Here is a 20,575-nt window from a genome sequence, read left to right as displayed (position 1 = left end):
CTAAGCCATCATTTGCTATACTCTATAATAGTGGAATAGTTAAAAACTAAAACAAAGGGGTAATCCTCGATGATCATTCAGCCAAAAACACGCGGCTTCATTTGCACAACCGCCCACCCGGAAGGGTGCGCCCAACAAATACAAGAACAAATTGATTACGTGAAAGCACAAAAGAAGCTGACCGGGCCTGTGAATGTGCTGGTGGTCGGCGCCTCTACAGGATATGGACTCGCATCACGGATTACCGCCGCTTTTGGCGCCGGTGCAAATACAATTGGCGTTTATTTTGACAAAGCGGCAGAGGGCTCTCGTACAGCTTCAGCAGGCTGGTATAATTCCGCCGCATTTGAGCGTGCTGCCGCAGAGCAGGGCCTGAAATCACACAGCATTGTTGGCGACGCCTTCTCCGATGCCATCAAAACCAAAACGATTGAGCTTATCAAAGCGGAATACGGCAAAGTAGATCTTGTCGTATACAGCGTCGCCTCCCCGCGTCGTACACATCCGGTAACGGGAGAAATCTTCTCCTCTGTCATTAAGCCGGTTGGCGAAGCTTACACGAACAAGACCATGAACTTTCATACCGGAGAAATATCCACAGTAACTATCGAGCCTGCAACCGACGAAGAGGTTCGGCACACCATCGCCATTATGGGCGGTGAAGACTGGGGCATGTGGATTGATCAGCTTCAGGAAGCAGGTGTGCTTGCGGATGGGGCAACAACCGTAGCCTATTCCTACGTCGGCCCTGAAATCACCCATCCGATCTACCGGGATGGAACCATTGGCCAGGCTAAAAATGATCTGGAGAAGACAGCTATCCAGCTAAATGAAAAGCTGAGTCCAAAAGGCGGACGTGCTTATGTATCAGTCAACAAAGCACTCGTCACGCAGTCCAGTTCAGCGATCCCCGTAGTTCCTTTGTATATTTCCACACTGTACAGAGTAATGAAGGAAAAAGATCTGCATGAAAATTGCATCCAGCAAATGTACCGCCTGTTCGCAGAGCATCTGTATAATGGCGGCAAAGCATCTGCCGACGGCAGCCACCTGATTCGGATTGATGACTGGGAAATGCGCGAGGATGTGCAAATCGAGGTCATGAGACGGTGGAACGAGCTGGAAACCGATAATGTTCCTGAGCTGTCCGACCTTAAGGGCTATCAGGACGACTTCTTCCACCTGTTCGGCTTCCGCACGGATGGTGTCGACTATGAAGCCGACATTGATCCTGAGGTAGACATTCCCAATCAGGTTTTGTAATTCACTGAGAACCCGTAATAGAGTCTCTAATCCCAAAAAAGACGTTCCCTTCAGCAACCGAAGGGAACGTCTTTTTTCTTGTGATTCATCTTGCTACAGTTGCTACGCTGGTAAATAACTAAGATAAAGTTTGTTTACTTACTACCGCACTCCATGCACTGCTATTGTCAGGGGATTTCGCTCTTACACGATAGGTATGTGTAGTTTTAGGAAGCAGGTCAGAATGAATATAACTCGTTGTTGCGCCAGCATCCACTACAGTGCCGTCTACCTCAATTTCGTATCCGGCTGCACCCGCAACTGTGCTCCAGCTCACTGTGATTTGATTATTTGTTGCTACAGCAGACGCTGCTGGAGTTGCCAAAAGCGTTTTTACCAGTGTCGAACTGCTCCAATCTCCAAGCCCTCCACTGTTTTTAGCCCGGACCCGGACGGCATATTCTGTGTTGGCTGCCAGCCCCGCTTTAGAAAAGCTGGCCGTTGTCACGCTGCCGGCAATTGCTCCATTAATCTCCACGTCATATCCCGTGGCTCCTGGAATTGCGGTCCAACTGGCTGTCAGACTAGAAAGCGTTGAAGTTACTGTCACCGGGTCTACTGCTGCCGGTGTGGTGTATTTGCTGACCGGCGCGCTCCAGGCACTGGCATTATCCGCACTTAAGGCCCGCACTTTATACGTATGGGAAGTGCTTGGCGTCAAGCCGCTGTGCGTATAGCTTAATTCTGTTCCATTGTCGACAACATTGCCATCCACGTCGATTTCATATCCCGTGGCTCCCGCAATGGCTGCCCAGCTTACTGTTATTTGATTGCTGGTTGAAACGGGAGTTGCTGTTGGTGTTGCCAGCAGTGTCTTCAGTGTTACCGGCGCGCTATATTCGCCCACACCTCCGGTGTTCTTCGCTCTCACGCGTACCGTGTATTCGGTGTTGGCAACTAAACCCGTCTTGGAGAAGCTGGCTGCTGTGACGCTGCCTGCAACCGCACCATTAATCTCCACATCATACCCTGTGGCTCCTGTGACTGCTGTCCAGCTAGCTGCCAAGCTGGAAGACGTCGGTGTTACTGTCACTGGTCCCACCGCTGCCGGTGTGGTGTATTTGCTGACCGCAACGCTCCAGGCGCTGGCATTATCCTCGCTCTTCGCCCGTACTTTGTACGTGTGGGAAGTGCTTGGTGTTAGGCCGCTGTGTGTATAGCTTAATTCTGTTCCATTGTCTACTACGTTGCCATCCACGTCGATTTCATATCCCGTAGCTCCGGCAATGGCTGCCCAGCTTACTGTTATTTGATTGCTGGTTGAAACGGGAGTTGCTGTTGGTGTTGCCAGCAGCGTCTTCAATGTCACCGGTGCGCTATATTCGCCCACACCTCCAGTGTTCTTGGCTCTCACACGTACCGTGTATTCGGTGTTGGCCGCAAGCGCTGTTTTGGTGAAGCTGGTTGTTGCTACACTGCCTGCAACTGCACCATTAATCTCCACATCATATCCGGTGGCTCCCGTAACTGCCGTCCAGCTAGCTGCCAAGCTAGAAGCTGTCGGTGTTACTGTCACTAGTCCCACCGCCGCCGGTGTGGTGTACTTGCTGACCGCAACGCTCCAGGCACTGGCATTATCCTCGCTCTTCGCCCGCACTTTGTACGTATGGGTAGTGCTCGGGGTTAAACCGTTGTGCGTATAGCTTAATTCTGTTCCGTTATCGACTACCTTGCCATCCACGTCGATCTCATATCCCGTAGCTCCGGCAATAGCTGCCCAGCTTACTGTTATTTGATTGCTGGTTGAAACTGTTGTTGCCGTTGGCGTTACCAGCAGCGTCTTCAATGTCACCGGTGCGCTATATTCGCCTGCTCCCCCGGTGTTCTTCGCTCTCACGCGCACCGTGTATTCGGTGTTGGCCGCGAGCGCTGTTTTGGTGAAGCTGGTTGTTGCCACACTGCCTGCAACCGTTCCATTAATCTCCACATCATATCCGGTGGCTCCCGTAACTGCGGTCCAGCTAGCTGCCAAGCTAGAAGCTGTCGGTGTTACTGTCACCGGACCTACTGCTACTGGCGTTGTAAATTTACTAACCGCTGCACTCCACGCACTGGCATTATCCCCACTTAAGGCCCGCACTTTGTACGTATGGGACGTGCTCGGGGTTAAACCGTTGTGCGTATAGCTTAATTCTGTTCCGTTATCGACTACCTTGTCATCCACGTCGATCTCATATCCCGTGGCTCCGGCAATAGCTGCCCAGCTTACTGTTATTTGATTGCTGGTTGAAACTGTTGTTGCCGTTGGCGTTACCAGCAGCGTCTTCAATGTCACCGGTGCGCTATATTCGCCTGCTCCCCCGGTGTTCTTCGCTCTCACGCGCACCGTGTATTCGGTGTTGGCCGCAAGTGCTGTTTTGGTGAAGCTGGTTGTTGCCACACTGCCTGCAACCGCACCATTAATCTCCACATCATATCCGGTGGCTCCCGTAACTGCCGTCCAGCTAGCTGCCAAGCTAGAAGCTGTCGGTGTTACTGTCACAGGTCCTACTGTGGTTGGCGTCGTAAACTTGCTAACCGCTGCACTCCACGCACTGGCATTATCCGCACTTAAGGCCCGCACTTTGTACGTATGGGACGTGCTCGGGGTTAAACCGTTGTGCGTATAGCTTAATTCTGTTCCGTTATCGACTACCTTGCCATCCACGTCGATCTCATATCCCGTGGCTCCGGCAATAGCTGCCCAGCTTACTGTTATTTGATTGCTGGTTGAAACTGTTGTTGCCGTTGGCGTTACCAGCAGCGTCTTCAATGTCACCGGTGCGCTATATTCGCCTGCTCCCCCGGTGTTCTTGGCTCTCACGCGCACCGTATATTCGGTATTGGCCGCGAGCGCTGTTTTGGTGAAGCTGGTTGTTGCCACACTGCCTGCAACCGTTCCATTAATCTCCACATCATATCCGGTGGCTCCCGTAACTGCGGTCCAGCTAGCTGCCAAGCTAGAAGCTGTCGGTGTTACTGTCACAGGTCCTACTGTGGTTGGCGTTGTAAATTTACTAACCGCTGCACTCCACGCGCTGGCATTATCCGCACTTAAGGCCCGTACTTTATACGTATGGGATGTGCTTGGCGTCAGGCCGCTGTGCGTATAGCTTAATTCTGTTCCGTTATCCACTACGGTGCCATCCACATCAATTTCATAGCCTGTGGCTCCGGCGATAGCGGCCCAGCTTACCGTCACTTGGTTGCTGGTCGAAACGGTTGTTGCCGTTGGCGTTACCAGCAGCGTCTTGAGCGTTACCGGTGCGCTATATTCGCCAACACCCCCGGTGTTCTTCGCTCTCACGCGCACCGTGTATTCGGTGTTGGCCGCAAGTGCTGTTTTGGTGAAGCTGGTTGTTGCCACACTGCCTGCAACCGCACCATTAATCTCCACATCATATCCGGTGGCTCCCGTAACTGCCGTCCAGCTAGCTGCCAAGCTAGAAGCTGTTGGAGTTACTGTCACCGGACCCACTGCTGCCGGTGTGGTGTATTTGCTAACCGCAACACTCCACGCGCTGGCATTATCCGCACTTAAGGCCCGCACTTTGTACGTATGGGAAGTGCTCGGCGTTAAACCGCTGTGCGTGTAGCTTAATTCTGCTCCGTTATCCACTACGGTACCATCCACGTCGATTTCATAGCCTGTGGCTCCGGCGATGGCTGCCCAGCTTACCGTTACCTGGCTGCTGGTCGAAACGGTTGTTGCCGTTGGCGTAACCAGCAGCGTCTTCAGTGTTACCGGTGCGCTATATTCACCTACGCCCCCGGCGTTCTTTGCTCTTACTCGTACCGTGTATTCGGTATTGGCCGCAAGCGCTGTTTTGGAGAAGCTGGTTGTTGTGGCGCTGCCTGCAACCGTTCCATTAATCTCCACATCATATCCTGTGGCTCCTGTGACTGCGGTCCAGCTAGCTGCCAAGCTAGAAGCTGTCGGAGTTAATGTTACCGGACCTACTGCCGCTGGGGTCGTAAGCTTACTAACCGCAACACTCCACGCGCTGGCATTATCCGCACTTAAGGCCCGTACTTTGTACGTATGGGACGTGCTTGGGGTTAGACCGCTGTGCGTATAGCTTAATTCTGTTCCGTTATCCACTACGGTACCATCCACGTCGATTTCATAGCCGGTGGCTCCGGCGATGGCTACCCAGCTTACTGTCACTTGGCTGCTGGTCGAAACGGTTGTTGCCGTTGGCGTTACCAGCAGCGTCTTGAGCGTTACTGGTGCGCTATATTCACCTACGCCCCCGGCGTTCTTTGCTCTTACTCGTACCGTGTATTCAGTGTTGGCCGCAAGCGCTGTTTTGGAGAAGCTGGTTGTTGTGGCGCTGCCTGCAACCGTTCCATTAATCTCCACATCATATCCTGTGGCTCCTGTGACTGCGGTCCAGCTAGCTGCCAAGCTAGAAGCTGTTGGAGTTAATGTCACCGGACCTACTGCCGCTGGGGTCGTAAGCTTGCTAACCGCTGCGCTCCACGCACTGGCATTATCCGCACTTAAGGCCCGTACTTTGTACGTATGGGACGTGCTAGGGGTTAAACCGCTGTGCGTATAGCTTAAATCTGTTCCGTTATCCACTACAGTGCCATCTACTTCAATTTCATAGCCTGTGGCTCCGGCGATGGCTGCCCAGCTTACTGTCACTTGGCTGCTGGTTGAAACGGTTGTTGCCGTTGGCGTTGCCAGCAGCGTCTTCAGCTTCACCGGCGTTCCCCATTCTCCGATACCTCCGCTGTTCTTGGCCCGTATGCGAACCGTATACTCCGTGTTTGGAGTCAGCCCTGTTTTGGTATAGCTGGTTGTAGTCGGGCTGGCAGCGATAGTGCCATTGATCTCCACATCGTAAGCCGTTGATCCTGGAATTGCCGTCCAAGTCACAGCCAGCGATGTGCTGGCAGGTGTGACTGTCACTGTCCCTGCTGCTGCCGGTGTTGTATACTTGGTGACCGCTGCACTCCAGGCACTGGCATTATCCGCACTTAAGGCCCGCACTTTGTACGTATGGGACGTGCTTGGCGTTAAGCCGCTGTGGGTGTAGCTTAATTCTGTTCCGTTATCGGCTACGGTACCATCTACTTCAATTTCATAACCGGTGGCTCCGGTGATGGCTGCCCAGCTTACCGTTACCTGATTGCTGGTGGAAACCGCTGCTGCCGCTGGCGTTACCAGCAGCGTCTTCAGCTTCACGGGGGCGCTATACTCACCCGCTCCCCCGGCGTTCTTCGCTCTCACGCGTACCGTGTATTCGGTGTTGGCTGTTAATCCTGTTTTGGAGAAGCTGGCTGCTGCCACGCTGCCTGCAACCGTTCCATTAATCTCTACATCATATCCGGTGGCTCCGGTGACAGCGGTCCATGTGGCTGCCAAAGAAGCAGCCGCCGGAGTTACTGTTACTGGACCTACTGCTGCCGGAGTCGTAAACTTACTGACTGCTGCGCTCCAGGCACTGGCGTTATCCGCACTTAAGGCCCGTACTTTGTACGTATGGGACGTGCTTGATGTCAGACCGCTGTGGGTATAGCTTAATTCCTCTCCATTATCCACTACAGTGCCGTCTACTTCGATTTCATACTGCGTGGCCCCAGTAATGGCCGCCCAGCTTACCGTTACCTGGCTGCTTGTTGATACGAGCGTTGCCGTTGGCGTCACCAGCAGCGTTTTTACCGTTACAGGTGTACTCCACTCACCAGTTCCCCCGGTATTTTTGGCCCGCACCCGAACAGTATAGTCCGTATTTGCTGCAAGTGCTGTTTTGGAATAGCTGGTTGTTGCCGAACTTCCAGAGACTGCCCCGTTAATCTCCACATCATATCCCGTCGCTCCTGTGACACCAGTCCAGGCAACGGCAAGCGTTGAGCTTGTCGGGTTAACTGTCACATTGGCCGGAATAACCGGTGTTGTGAATTTTTTGGTTAGTGCCGACCAGACACTGGCATTCCCGGCGCTAAGCGCCCTTACTCTATAGGAATGTTCTGTGCTGGGGCCCAAACCGGTAAGCGTATAGGAGGTTTGTGCGCCAACATTGACTACGGTGCCGTCATACTCTACCTCATAGGACTCGGCATTGGCTACCGCATCCCAATTTAAGCTGATTTCACTGCTTTTCGAGAGTGCTGTTACAACAGGGGTTGACAATAAAGTCTTTACTGTGATTGGGCTGCTCCAGTCACCTTTTCCTGCAGGATTTACCGGCCGGACCCGGTATGTATATTCTGTGTTCGGAGTAAGTCCGGATCTGGTAAATGCTGAGGATGAGCTGGAAGCGGCTACTGATCCATTCTCTTCAATTTCATAGGACATTGCCCGGTCAGCATAAGGCCAGGAGAGTAATACAGAATTACTGGCTGCAGTAGCAGTTACGTTCCCGATAGCACCAGGAGCAGCGGGCGCTCCCGCACCTTCCGCCTTAGGCGTAGACGTCCTTTTTTCTCCACCGGAAGCGTAGTATACGTTCTCATTAGAATCATAATCGACGACCTCACCCGTATCTGCATTCACAATAAAATATTCCTGCAACCGGTAGTCACGGGTTTGTACTGGCGTCTCATTCCCGTAAACATCTGTTCTAGTAATATCCCAGACTCCAGGGTTCATACCGGATTGAGTGTATATCATAAGGGTATGTAGATAGTAAAAGTTATCAAACCGAATTCTAAACGCATTCTCAACTGTTCCAGTGTAATTGGATACATATTTTACGAATTTGACATCGAGCAAATTGCTCGAAGACAGACTCGCGGACTGGCTCCTGTAATGGGAACCTCCGGAATAGCTGAAAGAGTAGACTCGTGACCACGACATCTTAATCTTTTTGTCATTTACGTAGTACTCTCCATCACTGCCTTTATACAAAATATACTTGTCATCGGCACTTCTGGATAAGTACGTTTCCGCCCCGCTGGCTTCTGCGATTCTACCTTTTGGAATAAGCACGCCCGAGAAGATGTACAAGAGCGCAAGGGTGAGAATAAGCCATCTTTTTAAATGCTTAGCGTAAAATTTCATAATTCCCCTCCTAAAATAGGAATATCCAAATTTTGATTAGAGAGTAAATATTCTATAATCCACCATATTCCCCTTCTTTTAGGTCCGAAAAAAATTAAAAAAACCACAGAAATTTCATTTTTTTGTCACAAATAACTGAAACCTCTCTCTTCGCCCTCCAAAAACAAACAAAAAAATAAGCCGTAAAATTGCTATAAGCAACATTACAGCTTATCTTTTCATACCAAAACGCCTTACTCCAAAGGTAAGCCTACCTGAAGATGCTTCCGGCACAAATTAAGCATGGCCTGATAGCTGTCCATAAAATCTAGCGCCTTCAAAATACCTAAATAACTGATTAATTTAGCAGTGTCCTTGCTGATCTTCAGGCAGATCACTGTAATTTCATAATAGATCAAGGTCACGATCTTATCGTACAGCAGGTTGGTTTTATCCGCCGAAGGCAGCGCCTTCTTAAGGAAAAACAAGCTTTTCTCATAATTCCGTTCATCCAGACAAATGCGAGAGATGTTCTGCAGCAGATGCTGCTGAATGGTCTTGCTCTCGGCCAAGAAGTGATATTTATCGAATTCACGCACAGCCCGCTGTCCAAAAAAGATGGCATCCTCACTGTTCAGCGTAAATAAAAAGTTGTTGAGCAGCTTGAATTCATACAAATACCAAGTTTCTACTCCAAGCAAATACGGCTTGATATAATCAGCGATCTCACTCAGACGCCTGATCTGATCTTCCTGATGATGCTGGAGCAGAAACCCTTGTCCAAGCAGATACAAATGGTAAAAGGCTTCTGTTCCCGTCTCCTCATACAATGCATGGCATTCATAGCTGAGCCCCCGGACCCGCTCAAATTCATAACGGTTCCCCGCTTCAACCAGTGTAAGATGCAGCGTCCGTTTGACCGGCTGAGTCAGATCCTGATGCAGAAACAGCAGCTCCTCCAGCGACATTTCCAGCTTGTCCAGGAGCAGAATCAGCTTGTCATAGCCGGGAAAATACTTCCCTCCCTCAAAGCGCGACAGGTTGGAGCGGCTCATAATTCCCCTTGCAAGAATGGCTTGGTTCAGCCCCTTAGACTTACGAATCTGCTGAATCGTTTTGCCGAGATACATTCCTTGTCCCCCGCCCATTATGTGAGTATGCAGCACAATTTTTCAGCGTTTTTTTCATTGTATGCTACATTCGACACAATTAAAATACATATCTTAGGAGAAGGATGGGAGCAATCATGGCATTACAACAGAAGCTGAACAGCAAAGTATGGAACATCCTGACAGGAACCTTTTTTACAAGAACGGCGCTTTTTATGAGCACCCCTTTTTTAGCCATCTTTTTAACGAATCAGAAGGACCTCCCGATCCTCCACAGTGGTTATATTCTCAGCATGAATCCGCTCATTAATGTGTTGTTCGGCGGTTTTGGCGGGGGGCTTGCAGACAGGTTCTCCTTAAAAAAGATCATAGGCTGCGTCCCCATTGCCTGGGGAACCGTATTTATCCTCTTTTATTTCGCTGATAGCTTCTGGCAATTCCTCCTGCTTAGTTGCCTTAACGGCTTATGCTACTCAATCTTCGAACCGGCGAGCAAAAAAGTGCTGTCCACCCAGACCCTCCCGGAGAACCGGCTGCTTGTGTTCAACCTGAGATACACGGCGATTAACCTCGGAGCCTTTATCGGCCCGCTGCTAAGTCTGCTGTTCAATATGAAAATGACTCTGTTTCCTTATGTAATCCTTGGCATCTTTTATATTTTATACGGGATATCCACATGGTTTTTCTTCAGAGACCTGTCTGAGGTCACAGCACCCAAGCAGCAAAAAAAGCACTACAGTCTGCGCCGGGCCTTCTCGATGCTTCGGAAGGATCATGTGTTTCTTCTCCTGCTGGCCGGCATGAGCTTCTCCTTCTTTGGCTATTCCCAGCTTAACGCGACCGTCTCCCAGTTTATGGCGAATACCGTCACCTTGACGAATGGCATTCAGCTATACTCCACTCTCTTATCGCTCAATGGCATTATTATTCTGGTCACACAGTTTGCAATACTTCGCTGGATCGCAAGCTGGAACCCTTTTAACGTTGTTCTGGCCAGCAATTTGCTGATCGGCATAAGCTTCTTGTCTCTTATCCACTCCACCTCGTACACACTTCTGCTGCTGTTCATTGTGCTCTACAGTCTGGGCGAATTGTTAATCGGGGCCCGTTTCGATACCCTTGTAGATGAGCTGGCCACAGAAGAATCCAAAGGCTTATACTTCGGCTGCTCGGAATCTGTCAAAATCGGTACCATCTGCGGCCCCATCATTGGAACACTCCTGCTGGAGCAATTCGGTCTAGAGTCCGGCCTCCCCGTTTTCGGACTGTTATGCCTCATAACTATTACCGGAGCCGGGTTGATTTACCTTGCCAAGCTGAAGCACAGCCGCGGAGACATCCGCAACTAATCCTAAGCGCCACTTCTGAGCTTGAACAGCCTGCTTACGGCAACGATTAGCTCAATGACAAACACGATCCCTACAAGAAAGATAAATCCGTCTGTTGCCGAATTCCAGAAGTTCAAGAGAGTACCATACGCCCCGCTCGCGTCTTGAACTATGCCGGCCTGAACCATTTGCGCCATAAAATCGGGATTCCAGATCTCCGGATTGGTGAACATCAGCAACGCCAGCCCGAATCCTAAGATGCTGATCACAATATTGAATATGACCAGTGTTTCCGTCCATTTTCCAACGATGATTTTCAGTGTATCCCTAATCATGCTTGCCGCCAGGAAGACCCAGATCAACGGCAGATATCCCTGGAATATCCCTCTATCAAAAACAGGCACAATCGACATTCCGCCACCGTCCCTGAATCTCCAAGCACCAAGCCAATCAATGGAGATAGTGGTGAACAACACACCGAATAGTATAGTGAAAATCAAACCGGCAACAGGTTCAGAACGGCGAATCCTGTTGTGCTCTGTCGGCAGGGGCGGCAGTTGTGAGGGATGCCAATCCTTTTTGCTGTTGAAGTCCGCTTTTCCTTTGCGCAGTCCCGTATATTCAATCAGTCCGAAAATAATCGTTACACTGGTGAATCCCTGGAGGCCGCCCACGAACAGATCGGCTATATAGTCTACGAATTTGTCAAGCATACCGCTTCCGGAAAATCCAGTCTGGTGAACCGGCTGAGTAATGCTTGTGATTGCGAATTCGACAGTTATGGCGATTATAATGGCGATGCACACAATTTTGAGAACAGAGAGGTAGGGGGCAAACAGCTCCGGCCCGATCAGATATCGGCCGGAACCTCTGTAACGATCCGCTAGCTGCCGCGGATTTCCCAGCTCCAGCAGCACTTCCTCCACATCTTTTGCCGTCGCCGGGCTCCCGTCCTGAAGCCGCTCCTCCAGCATATCTCCGACTAGTCCTTCGAGCTCTTTCCCGATCTCGCCCCGCTGCTGCTCCGGCAGTTGCCTGGTCACTTCATGAATGTACCGCTTAATCAGTTCCATGATTGCCTCCCCCTTCAATAAGACTGTCGATACTGATCTTCAGACTGTTCCACTCTCCGCATAAACGCTCGTATACTTCTTTCCCTGCGGGACTGAGCGAATAATACTTCCGGGGCCGGGCTTCGTTGGTGTCCCAGGCGCTGTCCAGCAGCCCCTGCTTCTCCAGTCTGCGCAGCAGCGGATACAGTGTATTGGGCTCAACAGGAATACCTCTTTCCTTCAAAACGGGAACCAGCGAATAGCCGTATTGAGGCTCGGATAGTTGGCTGAGTACGCCAAGAATGATCGTTCCGCGGCGCAGTTCCAGGGTCAGTCCGTGAATCGTCTCTCGGATGTCCATTTCATCATCAACTCCTGTTTGCATCATACTGTATGGCACACACTATTGCAATATGTACAATAAATTAATTTGAAAAGTATCGCTAAGCGTAGCGCACAAAAAAAGCCGACCGGAAGGAATTTCTCCGGTCGGCTTCCCATTAAAGAATGCCAGGTATAGCTATTTGCTAGAGTTGTAATCCAGCATATTCATTAATAGCACAATGGATTCTGCTCTCGAAGCCGCAGCTCCAGGATTGAACCGGTTATCGGTTCCGCCTTTGACAATTCCCGCTTTCACGGCAGCCGCGACATATGCGTTAGCCCATGCTGGAATGTCTTTCGCATCGGCAAACGCCAATTTCTCTGGCGAACCAACCTCCAGCCCAAGCGCACGGACGGCCATTACGGTCATCTCAATGCGGGTTACCTTCTGCAGCGGCCGGAAGGAATTATCCTCGAAGCCCTTAATCCAGCCGGCATCCACCGCACTGCGGATAGAGGCTGAAGCCCAGGCCGGTGTGCTGATCTTATCGGCAAAAGTCAGCTCACCATTCGATGTTCCCTGCTTCATCGCCCGCACCAGCAAGGAAGCAAATTCGGCGCGGTTAACCTCTCCATTCGGCTTGAAGGAGCCGTCTGGGTAACCTTTCACGATTCCCAGATCCACTGCCTGCTGAATGGCCGTCTTCGCCCAATGCTGCGTAATATCGCTCAGAGCAGGCGCACTCGGCTGCGGTGTTGCTGTTGCCGTCGGTACTGGTGTCACCGTCGCTGTTGGCGTTGGTGACGGTGATGCGCTCGGCGATGGTGATGGCGATGCGGTTGGCGCCGGTGTTGGCGTCGATACCGGTGCCGTGGTTGGCACTGGCGTTGGTGCCGGAGTGCTGAGTCTCTGCCACTGTGCGTACACAGTCAGGTCGGCACTTACAGGCATGCCTGCCGTAAAGCTCTTTCCGCTGCCGTCTGCCGCCGTATTCCAGCCGATGAAGCTGTAGCCGGAACGGGTCGGCGCTGCCGGAAGCGAAATCAGGCTCTCCCCTTCATTCACCGTCAACGCGGAAGGATTAGCCGCCGTATCGCCGCCGTTCCCATTGAAGGTGACAGTAACCTTCTTAACAACGACCACCTGAGTTAGCTTAATATTTACTCCGCTTGTCGTTTCTTTAGCCTTGACAGTAATATCCGCTGCGCTGCCGTCCTGATAGCCCGCTTTGCTTGCGGTAACTGTATAACGATTGCCTTCCGGTACACCGGCAATGATATAACCGCCCGCTGTATTCGTAATAGCCGAATACACGCTGCCGCTTACCGTTACAACGGCTCCTGCTACCGGAAGCGAGCCGTCGGTTACAGTACCGGAGATGCTGCCTGTCTGTGCTTCCGGTTCACCAGGCTCTACTGCGCGCCATTGGGCATAGACTGTCAGGTTGGCTGCTACCGGCGTTTCCGCAGTAAAGGCTGCCCCGCTGCCGTTAGCTGCCAAGTTCCAGCCGGTGAACAAGTAACCGGCGCGGGTTGGAGGTGTCGGCAGAGCATGCAGGCTCTTGCCTTCATCAACGGTAACCTCTGCCGGATCGGCTGCCGTGTCACCGCCGTTGCGGTCAAAGCTTACAGTATATTTGGTAATGACAACAACGAGTCCAAGGGTAATATTCACACCTTGTGTCGTCTCATTAGCTGTTACACTTACGTCCGCTGCGCTGCCGTCCAGATAACCGGACTTGCTGGCAGTGACGGTATAGCCCTTGCCTTCCGGTATACCAGTGAGGAGGTATTCGCCTGATGGATTGGTGAAGGCCGAATACACACTTCCGCTTACCGTAACCTGAGCAACAGCCCCTGCCATTGGAAGCGAACCGTCGGTTATTGTACCGGAGATGGCACCAGTCTTCTCCACCTTTTTCCACTGGGCATACACTGTCAGATTGGCGGTAACCGGCGTTGCTGCCGTAAATGCAGTACCGCTGCCGTCGGCTGCTGTATTCCACCCTGTGAACAGGTAGTCTTTATACGTAGGCAAAGCTGGCAATGTGCCGATACTCTTACCTTCAGCTACCGTTACTTTTGCCGGATCAGCCTCAGTGTCGCCGCCGTTCTTATCAAAGGATACAGAGTAGACAATAGCTTTTAGTGCAATATCGGCATTTGCTACCGCATCGGCAGCTACCGTAACATTGTCTGCGGCCCCCGCCTCATATCCTTTCAAGGAAGCAGTGACCTTGTAGCCCGAACCAGCCGGAATGCTGCCGAGAACGTATCTGCCGTCCGCACCCGTTACCGCCCGATAGCTCTGATCGTTAACCGTTACTTCAACGGCAGCCCCCGCAAGCGGGTCCGTGCCATCTGTTACCATACCGCTGATCGTGCCGTAATTGGTCAGATCCTCCGTTGCTACTGCCGCAATTTCATTAGCAGACAGCGCGCGGGAATAGATACGGAAGTCCGAAATTTCACCCATAAAATATTTGTCGCCTGAATATGCCGGTCTGCCCAGATAGTTCGCAACCGTTGCCTCGACATCCTTCGGTGTCAAAGTCATGTTCGTGTTCTGGCCTACCTGCACACCGTCAACATATAATGTACCGGTTGTACCCGAAATTTGGAACGCTATGCTCTTCCATACGCCGCGGTCGATTGCCGAGCCTTTGGACACCGTTTGTTCGTTCGGATACCAGTTCTGCGTAATAGAAGCACGGAATTTACTGCCTGAATCCTCCAGCAGTCCAAGATACTTAGTGCCGCTGACCGCTGCCGGCGCCGAAGCGAAGGAGAGCAGCCACGCCGGACGGGCCATGGAGGAGTCTACTTTAATATTCATTGTAAAGGTAGCGTCGCTTAAGCCCTTCAATATGCCGTTTGGCAATTGTACCGCACCATTCGTTCCATTGAGCTTCACTGAACCGCCGTGTGACGCAGTCACCTCAGCACCGCCAATCAGCAAGCCGTTGTTGCTGTTGCCGGACTTATCCGGCACTGCCGTACCATTAGCCGCGTTGGCATCAAATGTGTAACGGAGCAGCAGATCGGTCCACTGTGCATACACCGTCACATCACCAGTTACTTCAGTAGCCGCATTAAATGCAGCTCCGCTGCCGTCCGGCTTGCTGTTCCAGCCGGCGAAGACATATCCGCTGCGGGTCGGCGGTGCAGGCAATACTCCAACGTTGCCGTGCTCAATAACAGCCTTCTCAGCCGGGTCCGCCGCCGTATCACCGCCGTTCGCATCAAAGGTCACCTTGTAGAATACCGTTGATAACGGCTTAAGCAGCATATCCCCTTCGGTCGTGCCGTTGGACCGGATACTAAGCTGCTTCAGTTCAGCATCAACGTAACCTGCTTTGCTTGCCGTCACTGTGTAGCCATCGCCTGCAGGGATGTCAGCAACCTTATAGCTGCCGTCGGCAGAGGTCAGCGCCGAATATTGCTGTCCGTTCACCGTTAAGCTAACTTTGACACCATCGAGCGGGTTCGTCCCGTCGGTTACTGTACCCGCCAGGGAGCCTACTTTGTTGTAGAAGCTGAACCGCTCATCAAAGTTAAAGTTCGTTGTGAAATTTTCAGAGTTGTTAGTCAAGTTCTTCAGATCGAAGAAGGTCAGCTCTCCTTGAGACAAGGAATCAACCCACGGGGAGTACGTTCTGAATATCAGCTTATTGTTCGCCTCATCCAGCTCCATGAGCCGCATCCAGCCGTTGCCGCCGTGATAATAAGATTGATAGTCAACCAGCATCTCAATTACATCATTGCCGCTGGTATTTTTTACAACCCGGTATCCTGTGCCGTGGTTATGCCCGGCGATTGTCATGAACACCTGGTTGTTGTCTTTCACCAGATTATCGAACATCGACTGGCCATTTCCGCTATACTCCAGATCTCCATTGCCGCCGATTACAAGAATCTCATGCGAGATGAGAATAGTCGGAAGCTTGCTGTTTGCCGCCAGGACACTCTTGGCCCAGGCCAGATCGGTGTTGAAATCCTTCATATCTATGGACAACACCATATACTTGTAGCTGCCGGCTTCATAGATGACGTAGGAGCTTGTCCCGCTCGGCGAGCCGCCATGCCAGTAGGATTTGTCCGAGAATCTGCTCGCTCCGAACCTGTTCAGATAGGTGTACGAGTCATAGCCGCCAACATCATGATTTCCGCGGGTAACAATATAAGGTACGCCGGCGGAATCCAGCATGTTGTAGCCGACCGTTGCCCGGTCCCACTGTTCGGATACCCACGATTGGTCAACGATATCGCCCAGACCGGAGGTCATTTTAATATTCATTTTCTTATAATTGTCAACCAGCCACTGCATCTGACTGAAGAAAATGTTCTCCTGATACCGCACCGGCATCTGCGTGTCGGGAAGGAAGGCAAAGGTATACGTACCCTCACCGCTAACGAGCGGCGTATCGTCATTGTTGCCTTCAATCAAGCCGGCGGTATCATAATCCTGTACCACCCATTTGCTCTCCGGCAGCGCGTTCGCTGTAATCTTGATCTCTTCAAGCGATCCGGCGAACAAGCCGTCAATTGCTCCGTCCCATTCGGAGGCGCCAATGTTCCAGCCCTTGCCGTTTACAGCTTTAATACCGATTCTATCTTCGGGCGTATTGCGGAAATCCGTTACACCGTCAATGTACAGCTTGGTCTTTTTCCCGTCATTGACGATTGCTGTATGATACCAGTTATTAGGGCTGCTCAAGGAGAACGACCATGCCGACGAATTGTCGTTCAGGTTGGTCGGGTAACTCTCCCATTGCAGCTCGCCCAGATTGGAAACAGACAGTGTGGTCAGGATCTCCGTCTCGCCAGCCGTTTTACCGGCTTGCTTGCCTGTGCCCTGACGGGTAAGAAGCCCTGTCCATTGGTTTCTGGCCGGCGTGAACCCTTTCGGCATCTTGAATACCGCTTCGATGGTATAACCGTTCATGAACTCTTCGCTGTTGATCGGAGCCCCGTCTACGGTCTTGAAATACTTGCCGACACTTGCCCCGCGGTAATTGCCGAACTCGAGACTCTTTCCGTCCTCTGACCACTTCAGCATTGAACCTGCTTCGCTGGACAATCCGTTACCAGTCGTCACCAGTGTCAGATCGTTGCCGAGCCCGGACAAGTCGCCAAGTCTCAGATTGGAGCTATCGAGCGCGCCGGATGCTACATTGTCCTGGCTGAACTTCCAGTGTGCCAGTACCGGTGTCTGCGACAGCACTACAAGCTCGAAGGTACGGGTGGTTACCGCGCTGCCCTTCGTTACTGTAGCGGTCAACACGACCTTGGCATTGTCCGCAGCGTCAGGACGGTGAACCGTACCGTCGTCCTCCAGCACTGCAACATCGCTGGATTTCCACTCGATCGTTGAGCCGTTTGTTCCGGAAGCAGGCAGTGTCAGCTTATCCGACTGAACAGCCTTGGTACCCAGGTTGATGGCACGGCTATCCTTATCCACCGCTTCAGCATCGCCCGTTCCCAGCACTGTTACTGTAAAGGTCGTAACAGCAGTTGCCGTGCCTTTGCTGATCGTAGCCGTCAGCGTGACAGTTTTCGTACCATCATTCTGGCGTGTAACCGTCCCGTCCGTTCCAACTACGGCAGCATTGCTGGTTTGCCAGCTAATTGTGCTTCCGTTCGATCCGGCTGCAGGCAGCGTCAGGTTCGACGTAACTGCAGTCGTGTCCCCCAGCGTAAGCGCGGCCTTATCATCGGCAACAGCGCCATCATTCTCTTCAGTTGCCAATGCTGTGATTTCCTCTGTCGTCAGCGTGCGCGAGTAGATGCGGAAATCAGAGATTTTTCCTTTAAAATACTTATCGCCCGAATAGGTAGGTCTGCCGAGGTAGTTCGCGACAGTCTTCTCGATATCCTGCGGTGTCGTTGAAAGAGCTGTATTCTTCCCAACCTCTACGCCGTCCTCATACAGCGTTCCCGTTGAACCGGAAATGGTGTAGGCGATTGATTTCCAGACATTGCGCGTCAGCGCTGATCCTTTCGAGACACTCTGCTCGGCAACATACCAGTTGGTGGTACTAGCAGTGCGGAAGCGCCCGCTACCATCTTCCAGCAGACCGAAATACTTAGTCCCGGCTACAGCAGCCGGTGCAGTAGCGAAGCTGAACAGCCACGCCGGACGTACCAGCGAGGAATCAACCTTGACGCTCATGGTGAACGAGGCACTGGTCAACCCTGACAGGATGCCGTCCGGCACTTGAACCGCATCGTTCGAGCCGTCAAGCGTCACCGCTCCGCCATGCTCGGAGGTCACTAGAGCGCCGCCGATCAGCGTACCGTTATGTCCGTTCCCCGAAACATCGGGAACCGCTGTGCCGTAATCCTGATCCGCATCAAATGAATAATGAAGCATCGGATCGTTGGCGCCAAGCGCTTTTACCGTCAGTTCAAAGGCACGTGTATCACTCTCGGCACCTTTGGTAGCTGTAGCCGTCAGTGTTACCTTGGCATCCGGTTGTCCAAGCGCGGGACGGGTAATCTGTACATTGCTTCCTGTAACGGAAGCTACCGCCGAATTGGAGGATGCCCAAGCAATGGATGCACCTTGCGCTCCGGCAGAAGGCAATGAGAACGCCGAAGTCACCTTGCCGGCAGGAAAATTGATATGCTCGAGGGCTTCCTGAACAGCCTGGCTATCCGTGTAGGTCACGTTCACAAAAATCGGATTTGAATAAAACCACATATCCGAGTAGTTGCGGTTATTAATTTGCGTGAACCGCGTCTCGTTGTCGGAGGTCGTATTCTTCGGATCAATTAACGGCTCTCCGCCGCTTGTCTCCCCGGCAACATCCGTTCCGATATTCGTTCCCCGCAGCCGGAAATATTGGTTCTTGTCCGCAGCGCCAATGGTGTACGAAATCGTGTTGTATCCATCAGCATCAGTTGTCCAGTCGGCGCTGGTGAACCGTTTAACCACCTTGGTTGAGTCATTGGTTGCCTTATTGTAGGCAGCGGTTCCCGTCTCAGCCTTTGCGGTAACATCACCGGCAATCAGATCCACATGATCTACCTTGACGGGATCGCCATTGTTGTTCGTTCCGGGGCTTTTGAACCGCAGGTTAAGCTTAAGCTCTTCACCGGCAGGCACCTCCAGATCTCCGCCCATTTCTTTCTCGGAGCTGTCGCCGCCGATGCGGAAATCAAGAGCGTTAATCAAATCCCCGGTAACGGAGAAGGATTTGCCGGAGCGCATGCCGTCCACAATCGACTTCATGCCGCTGCCTTCTACCCAGGTATAGTTCTTGGAATATTCGCCCGGAAAGTAGCCGCTCGAATATTTACGGTCGCTGCTGATCTTGAAATGAAAGTCGGAATTGGCAAAATTCCAGAAATGCCGTCCTTCGCCCAGCAGCGCATCCCACATTCCGCCTACCTTCGCAATGCGGATATCCGCGCCGCCATATACGTCCGTAGTTTCTCCACGGTCCGGCGCCATTTGATTCCCCGGCATTCCCTCGAATCCAAAAGCGATATTGGGAGCTATGTTATTAAAGTCACGAATGTCGCTGACCTTCAGCTCGGAGCTGGTGCCATTTTTTCGGGAGGGATGATTGATAAGGGCATAACTATCGGGGTAATTGTCGGCCAGCCACTTGTATGCTTTGCGTGCATCGCTCGCCGTGGTATACGCCCGGCTATCCTTTGCATTCCAGGCAGCAACATCATCGGCATTGAATAAGCTGGCATCGCGATTCGTGAACAGATACTCGAATTGATTGATTGCTTTCAACGCATCCTCGGAGCCCGGGTTATCGGTGACAATGCCGACACCAACGTGATCATAAGTAGGCATGTCCCATTCGAAGCCGTTAAATATCGTCTTGCCCGCATATTTACCGGCATCCTGCAGCTCCTTGATTTTTGGTGCCTGGTACTTGGCAATGCCTTGCGATAACGGAATCGGACTAGCCAGCGTATTACCGTCTGCATCACGGCTGGACATACGTAAATGATCGGACAACGCCAGCCAATCGAGCTTATTCTTCTCAAAAGCCGTATCCAGCACATCCGTGAGTTTTCCCTGAGCATCATCGGATTGCACCGTATGCGCATGATACTCACCGGTCATCCATTTTCCCTGGGAGTCCCCGTTGTCACCGGCACCATAAGCAGTGGTAGAGCCGATCATCATGGCCGGATTTAACGTATTTGCGAGAATCGAGAAGCTGAACAATGAAGCCACAAATTTCCTTCGAAACACCAATAATCCCCCCAAATTATAATGATGAACGCCGGATTCTATTGCTTACAGCCAAGCAGCACTCAGTCATAGGATTGAGTGCTGCTTGGCTTCTATGTAACAGAAACGCAACGCCCGCTAAGACATTTCGTCAGGTCGTCGTTCATATGAAACGTTCTAATGCTTAACGGCATTAAATCACTGACTATATTTCATTCTGGCATGGCAATGTTATCAAAATATCAGTAGAGAATTAAGATTGTGTCAGCATCCTACTCAACGAGTTCCAC

General features: G+C 51.7%; 7 protein-coding genes. 2 read left to right on the top strand and 5 right to left on the bottom strand.

All coding sequences use genetic code 11. The features are described 5' to 3' along the window. Positions 1-69 precede the first annotated feature (69 nt). Positions 70-1,263 carry an enoyl-ACP reductase FabV gene (gene fabV / locus B212_RS0103825; RefSeq protein ID WP_019909056.1) on the top strand — a complete coding sequence of 398 codons (1,194 nt, stop codon included), beginning with the start codon at positions 70-72 and terminating at the stop codon, positions 1,261-1,263. Between the two features lie 118 nt (positions 1,264-1,381). On the opposite strand, the gene B212_RS32970 is transcribed toward fabV, so the two are convergent. Together B212_RS32970 and B212_RS0103815 are read right to left on the bottom strand one after the other, a co-directional pair. Then, on the bottom strand, positions 1,382-8,293 hold the full coding sequence (locus B212_RS32970) for a fibronectin type III domain-containing protein (protein ID WP_019909055.1): 6,912 nt from the start codon (positions 8,291-8,293) through the stop codon (positions 1,382-1,384). A gap of 233 nt (positions 8,294-8,526) precedes the next feature. Continuing rightward, positions 8,527-9,402 (bottom strand): helix-turn-helix domain-containing protein, encoded by an 876-nt coding sequence (locus B212_RS0103815; protein WP_019909054.1) that lies wholly within the window; start codon positions 9,400-9,402, stop codon positions 8,527-8,529. 116 nt (positions 9,403-9,518) lie between these two features. On the opposite strand from B212_RS0103815, the gene B212_RS0103810 reads away from it, so the two are divergent. After that, positions 9,519-10,730: an MDR family MFS transporter gene (locus tag B212_RS0103810; RefSeq protein WP_198015826.1), complete on the top strand. Its 1,212-nt coding sequence runs from the start codon at positions 9,519-9,521 to the stop codon at positions 10,728-10,730. A gap of 2 nt (positions 10,731-10,732) precedes the next feature. On the opposite strand, the gene B212_RS30715 is transcribed toward B212_RS0103810, so the two are convergent. The 3 genes from B212_RS30715 to B212_RS34285 form a co-directional block, all read right to left on the bottom strand. Next, positions 10,733-11,782 (bottom strand): HAAS signaling domain-containing protein, encoded by a 1,050-nt coding sequence (locus B212_RS30715; RefSeq protein WP_019909052.1) that lies wholly within the window; start codon positions 11,780-11,782, stop codon positions 10,733-10,735. Then, positions 11,769-12,122, bottom strand: coding sequence for a PadR family transcriptional regulator (locus B212_RS0103800; protein WP_019909051.1), 354 nt, complete (start codon positions 12,120-12,122; stop codon positions 11,769-11,771). The genes B212_RS30715 and B212_RS0103800 overlap by 14 nt, the downstream gene beginning before the upstream one ends. Before the next feature lie 159 nt (positions 12,123-12,281). Then, positions 12,282-20,306 (bottom strand): immunoglobulin-like domain-containing protein, encoded by an 8,025-nt coding sequence (locus B212_RS34285; RefSeq protein ID WP_232231461.1) that lies wholly within the window; start codon positions 20,304-20,306, stop codon positions 12,282-12,284. Between the last annotated feature and the right edge of the window lie 269 nt (positions 20,307-20,575).

This window comes from Paenibacillus sp. HW567 (genome assembly GCF_000374185.1).
In the GTDB taxonomy this organism is placed as follows: domain Bacteria; phylum Bacillota; class Bacilli; order Paenibacillales; family Paenibacillaceae; genus Paenibacillus_AQ.
This window is presented reverse-complemented; position numbering and strand designations above follow the sequence as displayed.

Bases quoted from the DNA above. Each gene is read 5' to 3' on its own strand.
- fabV (WP_019909056.1), top strand. From the start codon at position 70: ATGATCATTCAGCCAAAAACACGCGGCTTCATTTGCACAACCGCCCAC.
- B212_RS32970 (WP_019909055.1), bottom strand. From the start codon at position 8,293: ATGAAATTTTACGCTAAGCATTTAAAAAGATGGCTTATTCTCACCCTT.
- B212_RS0103815 (WP_019909054.1), bottom strand. From the start codon at position 9,402: ATGTATCTCGGCAAAACGATTCAGCAGATTCGTAAGTCTAAGGGGCTG.
- B212_RS0103810 (WP_198015826.1), top strand. From the start codon at position 9,519: ATGGCATTACAACAGAAGCTGAACAGCAAAGTATGGAACATCCTGACA.
- B212_RS30715 (WP_019909052.1), bottom strand. From the start codon at position 11,782: ATGGAACTGATTAAGCGGTACATTCATGAAGTGACCAGGCAACTGCCG.
- B212_RS0103800 (WP_019909051.1), bottom strand. From the start codon at position 12,122: ATGGACATCCGAGAGACGATTCACGGACTGACCCTGGAACTGCGCCGC.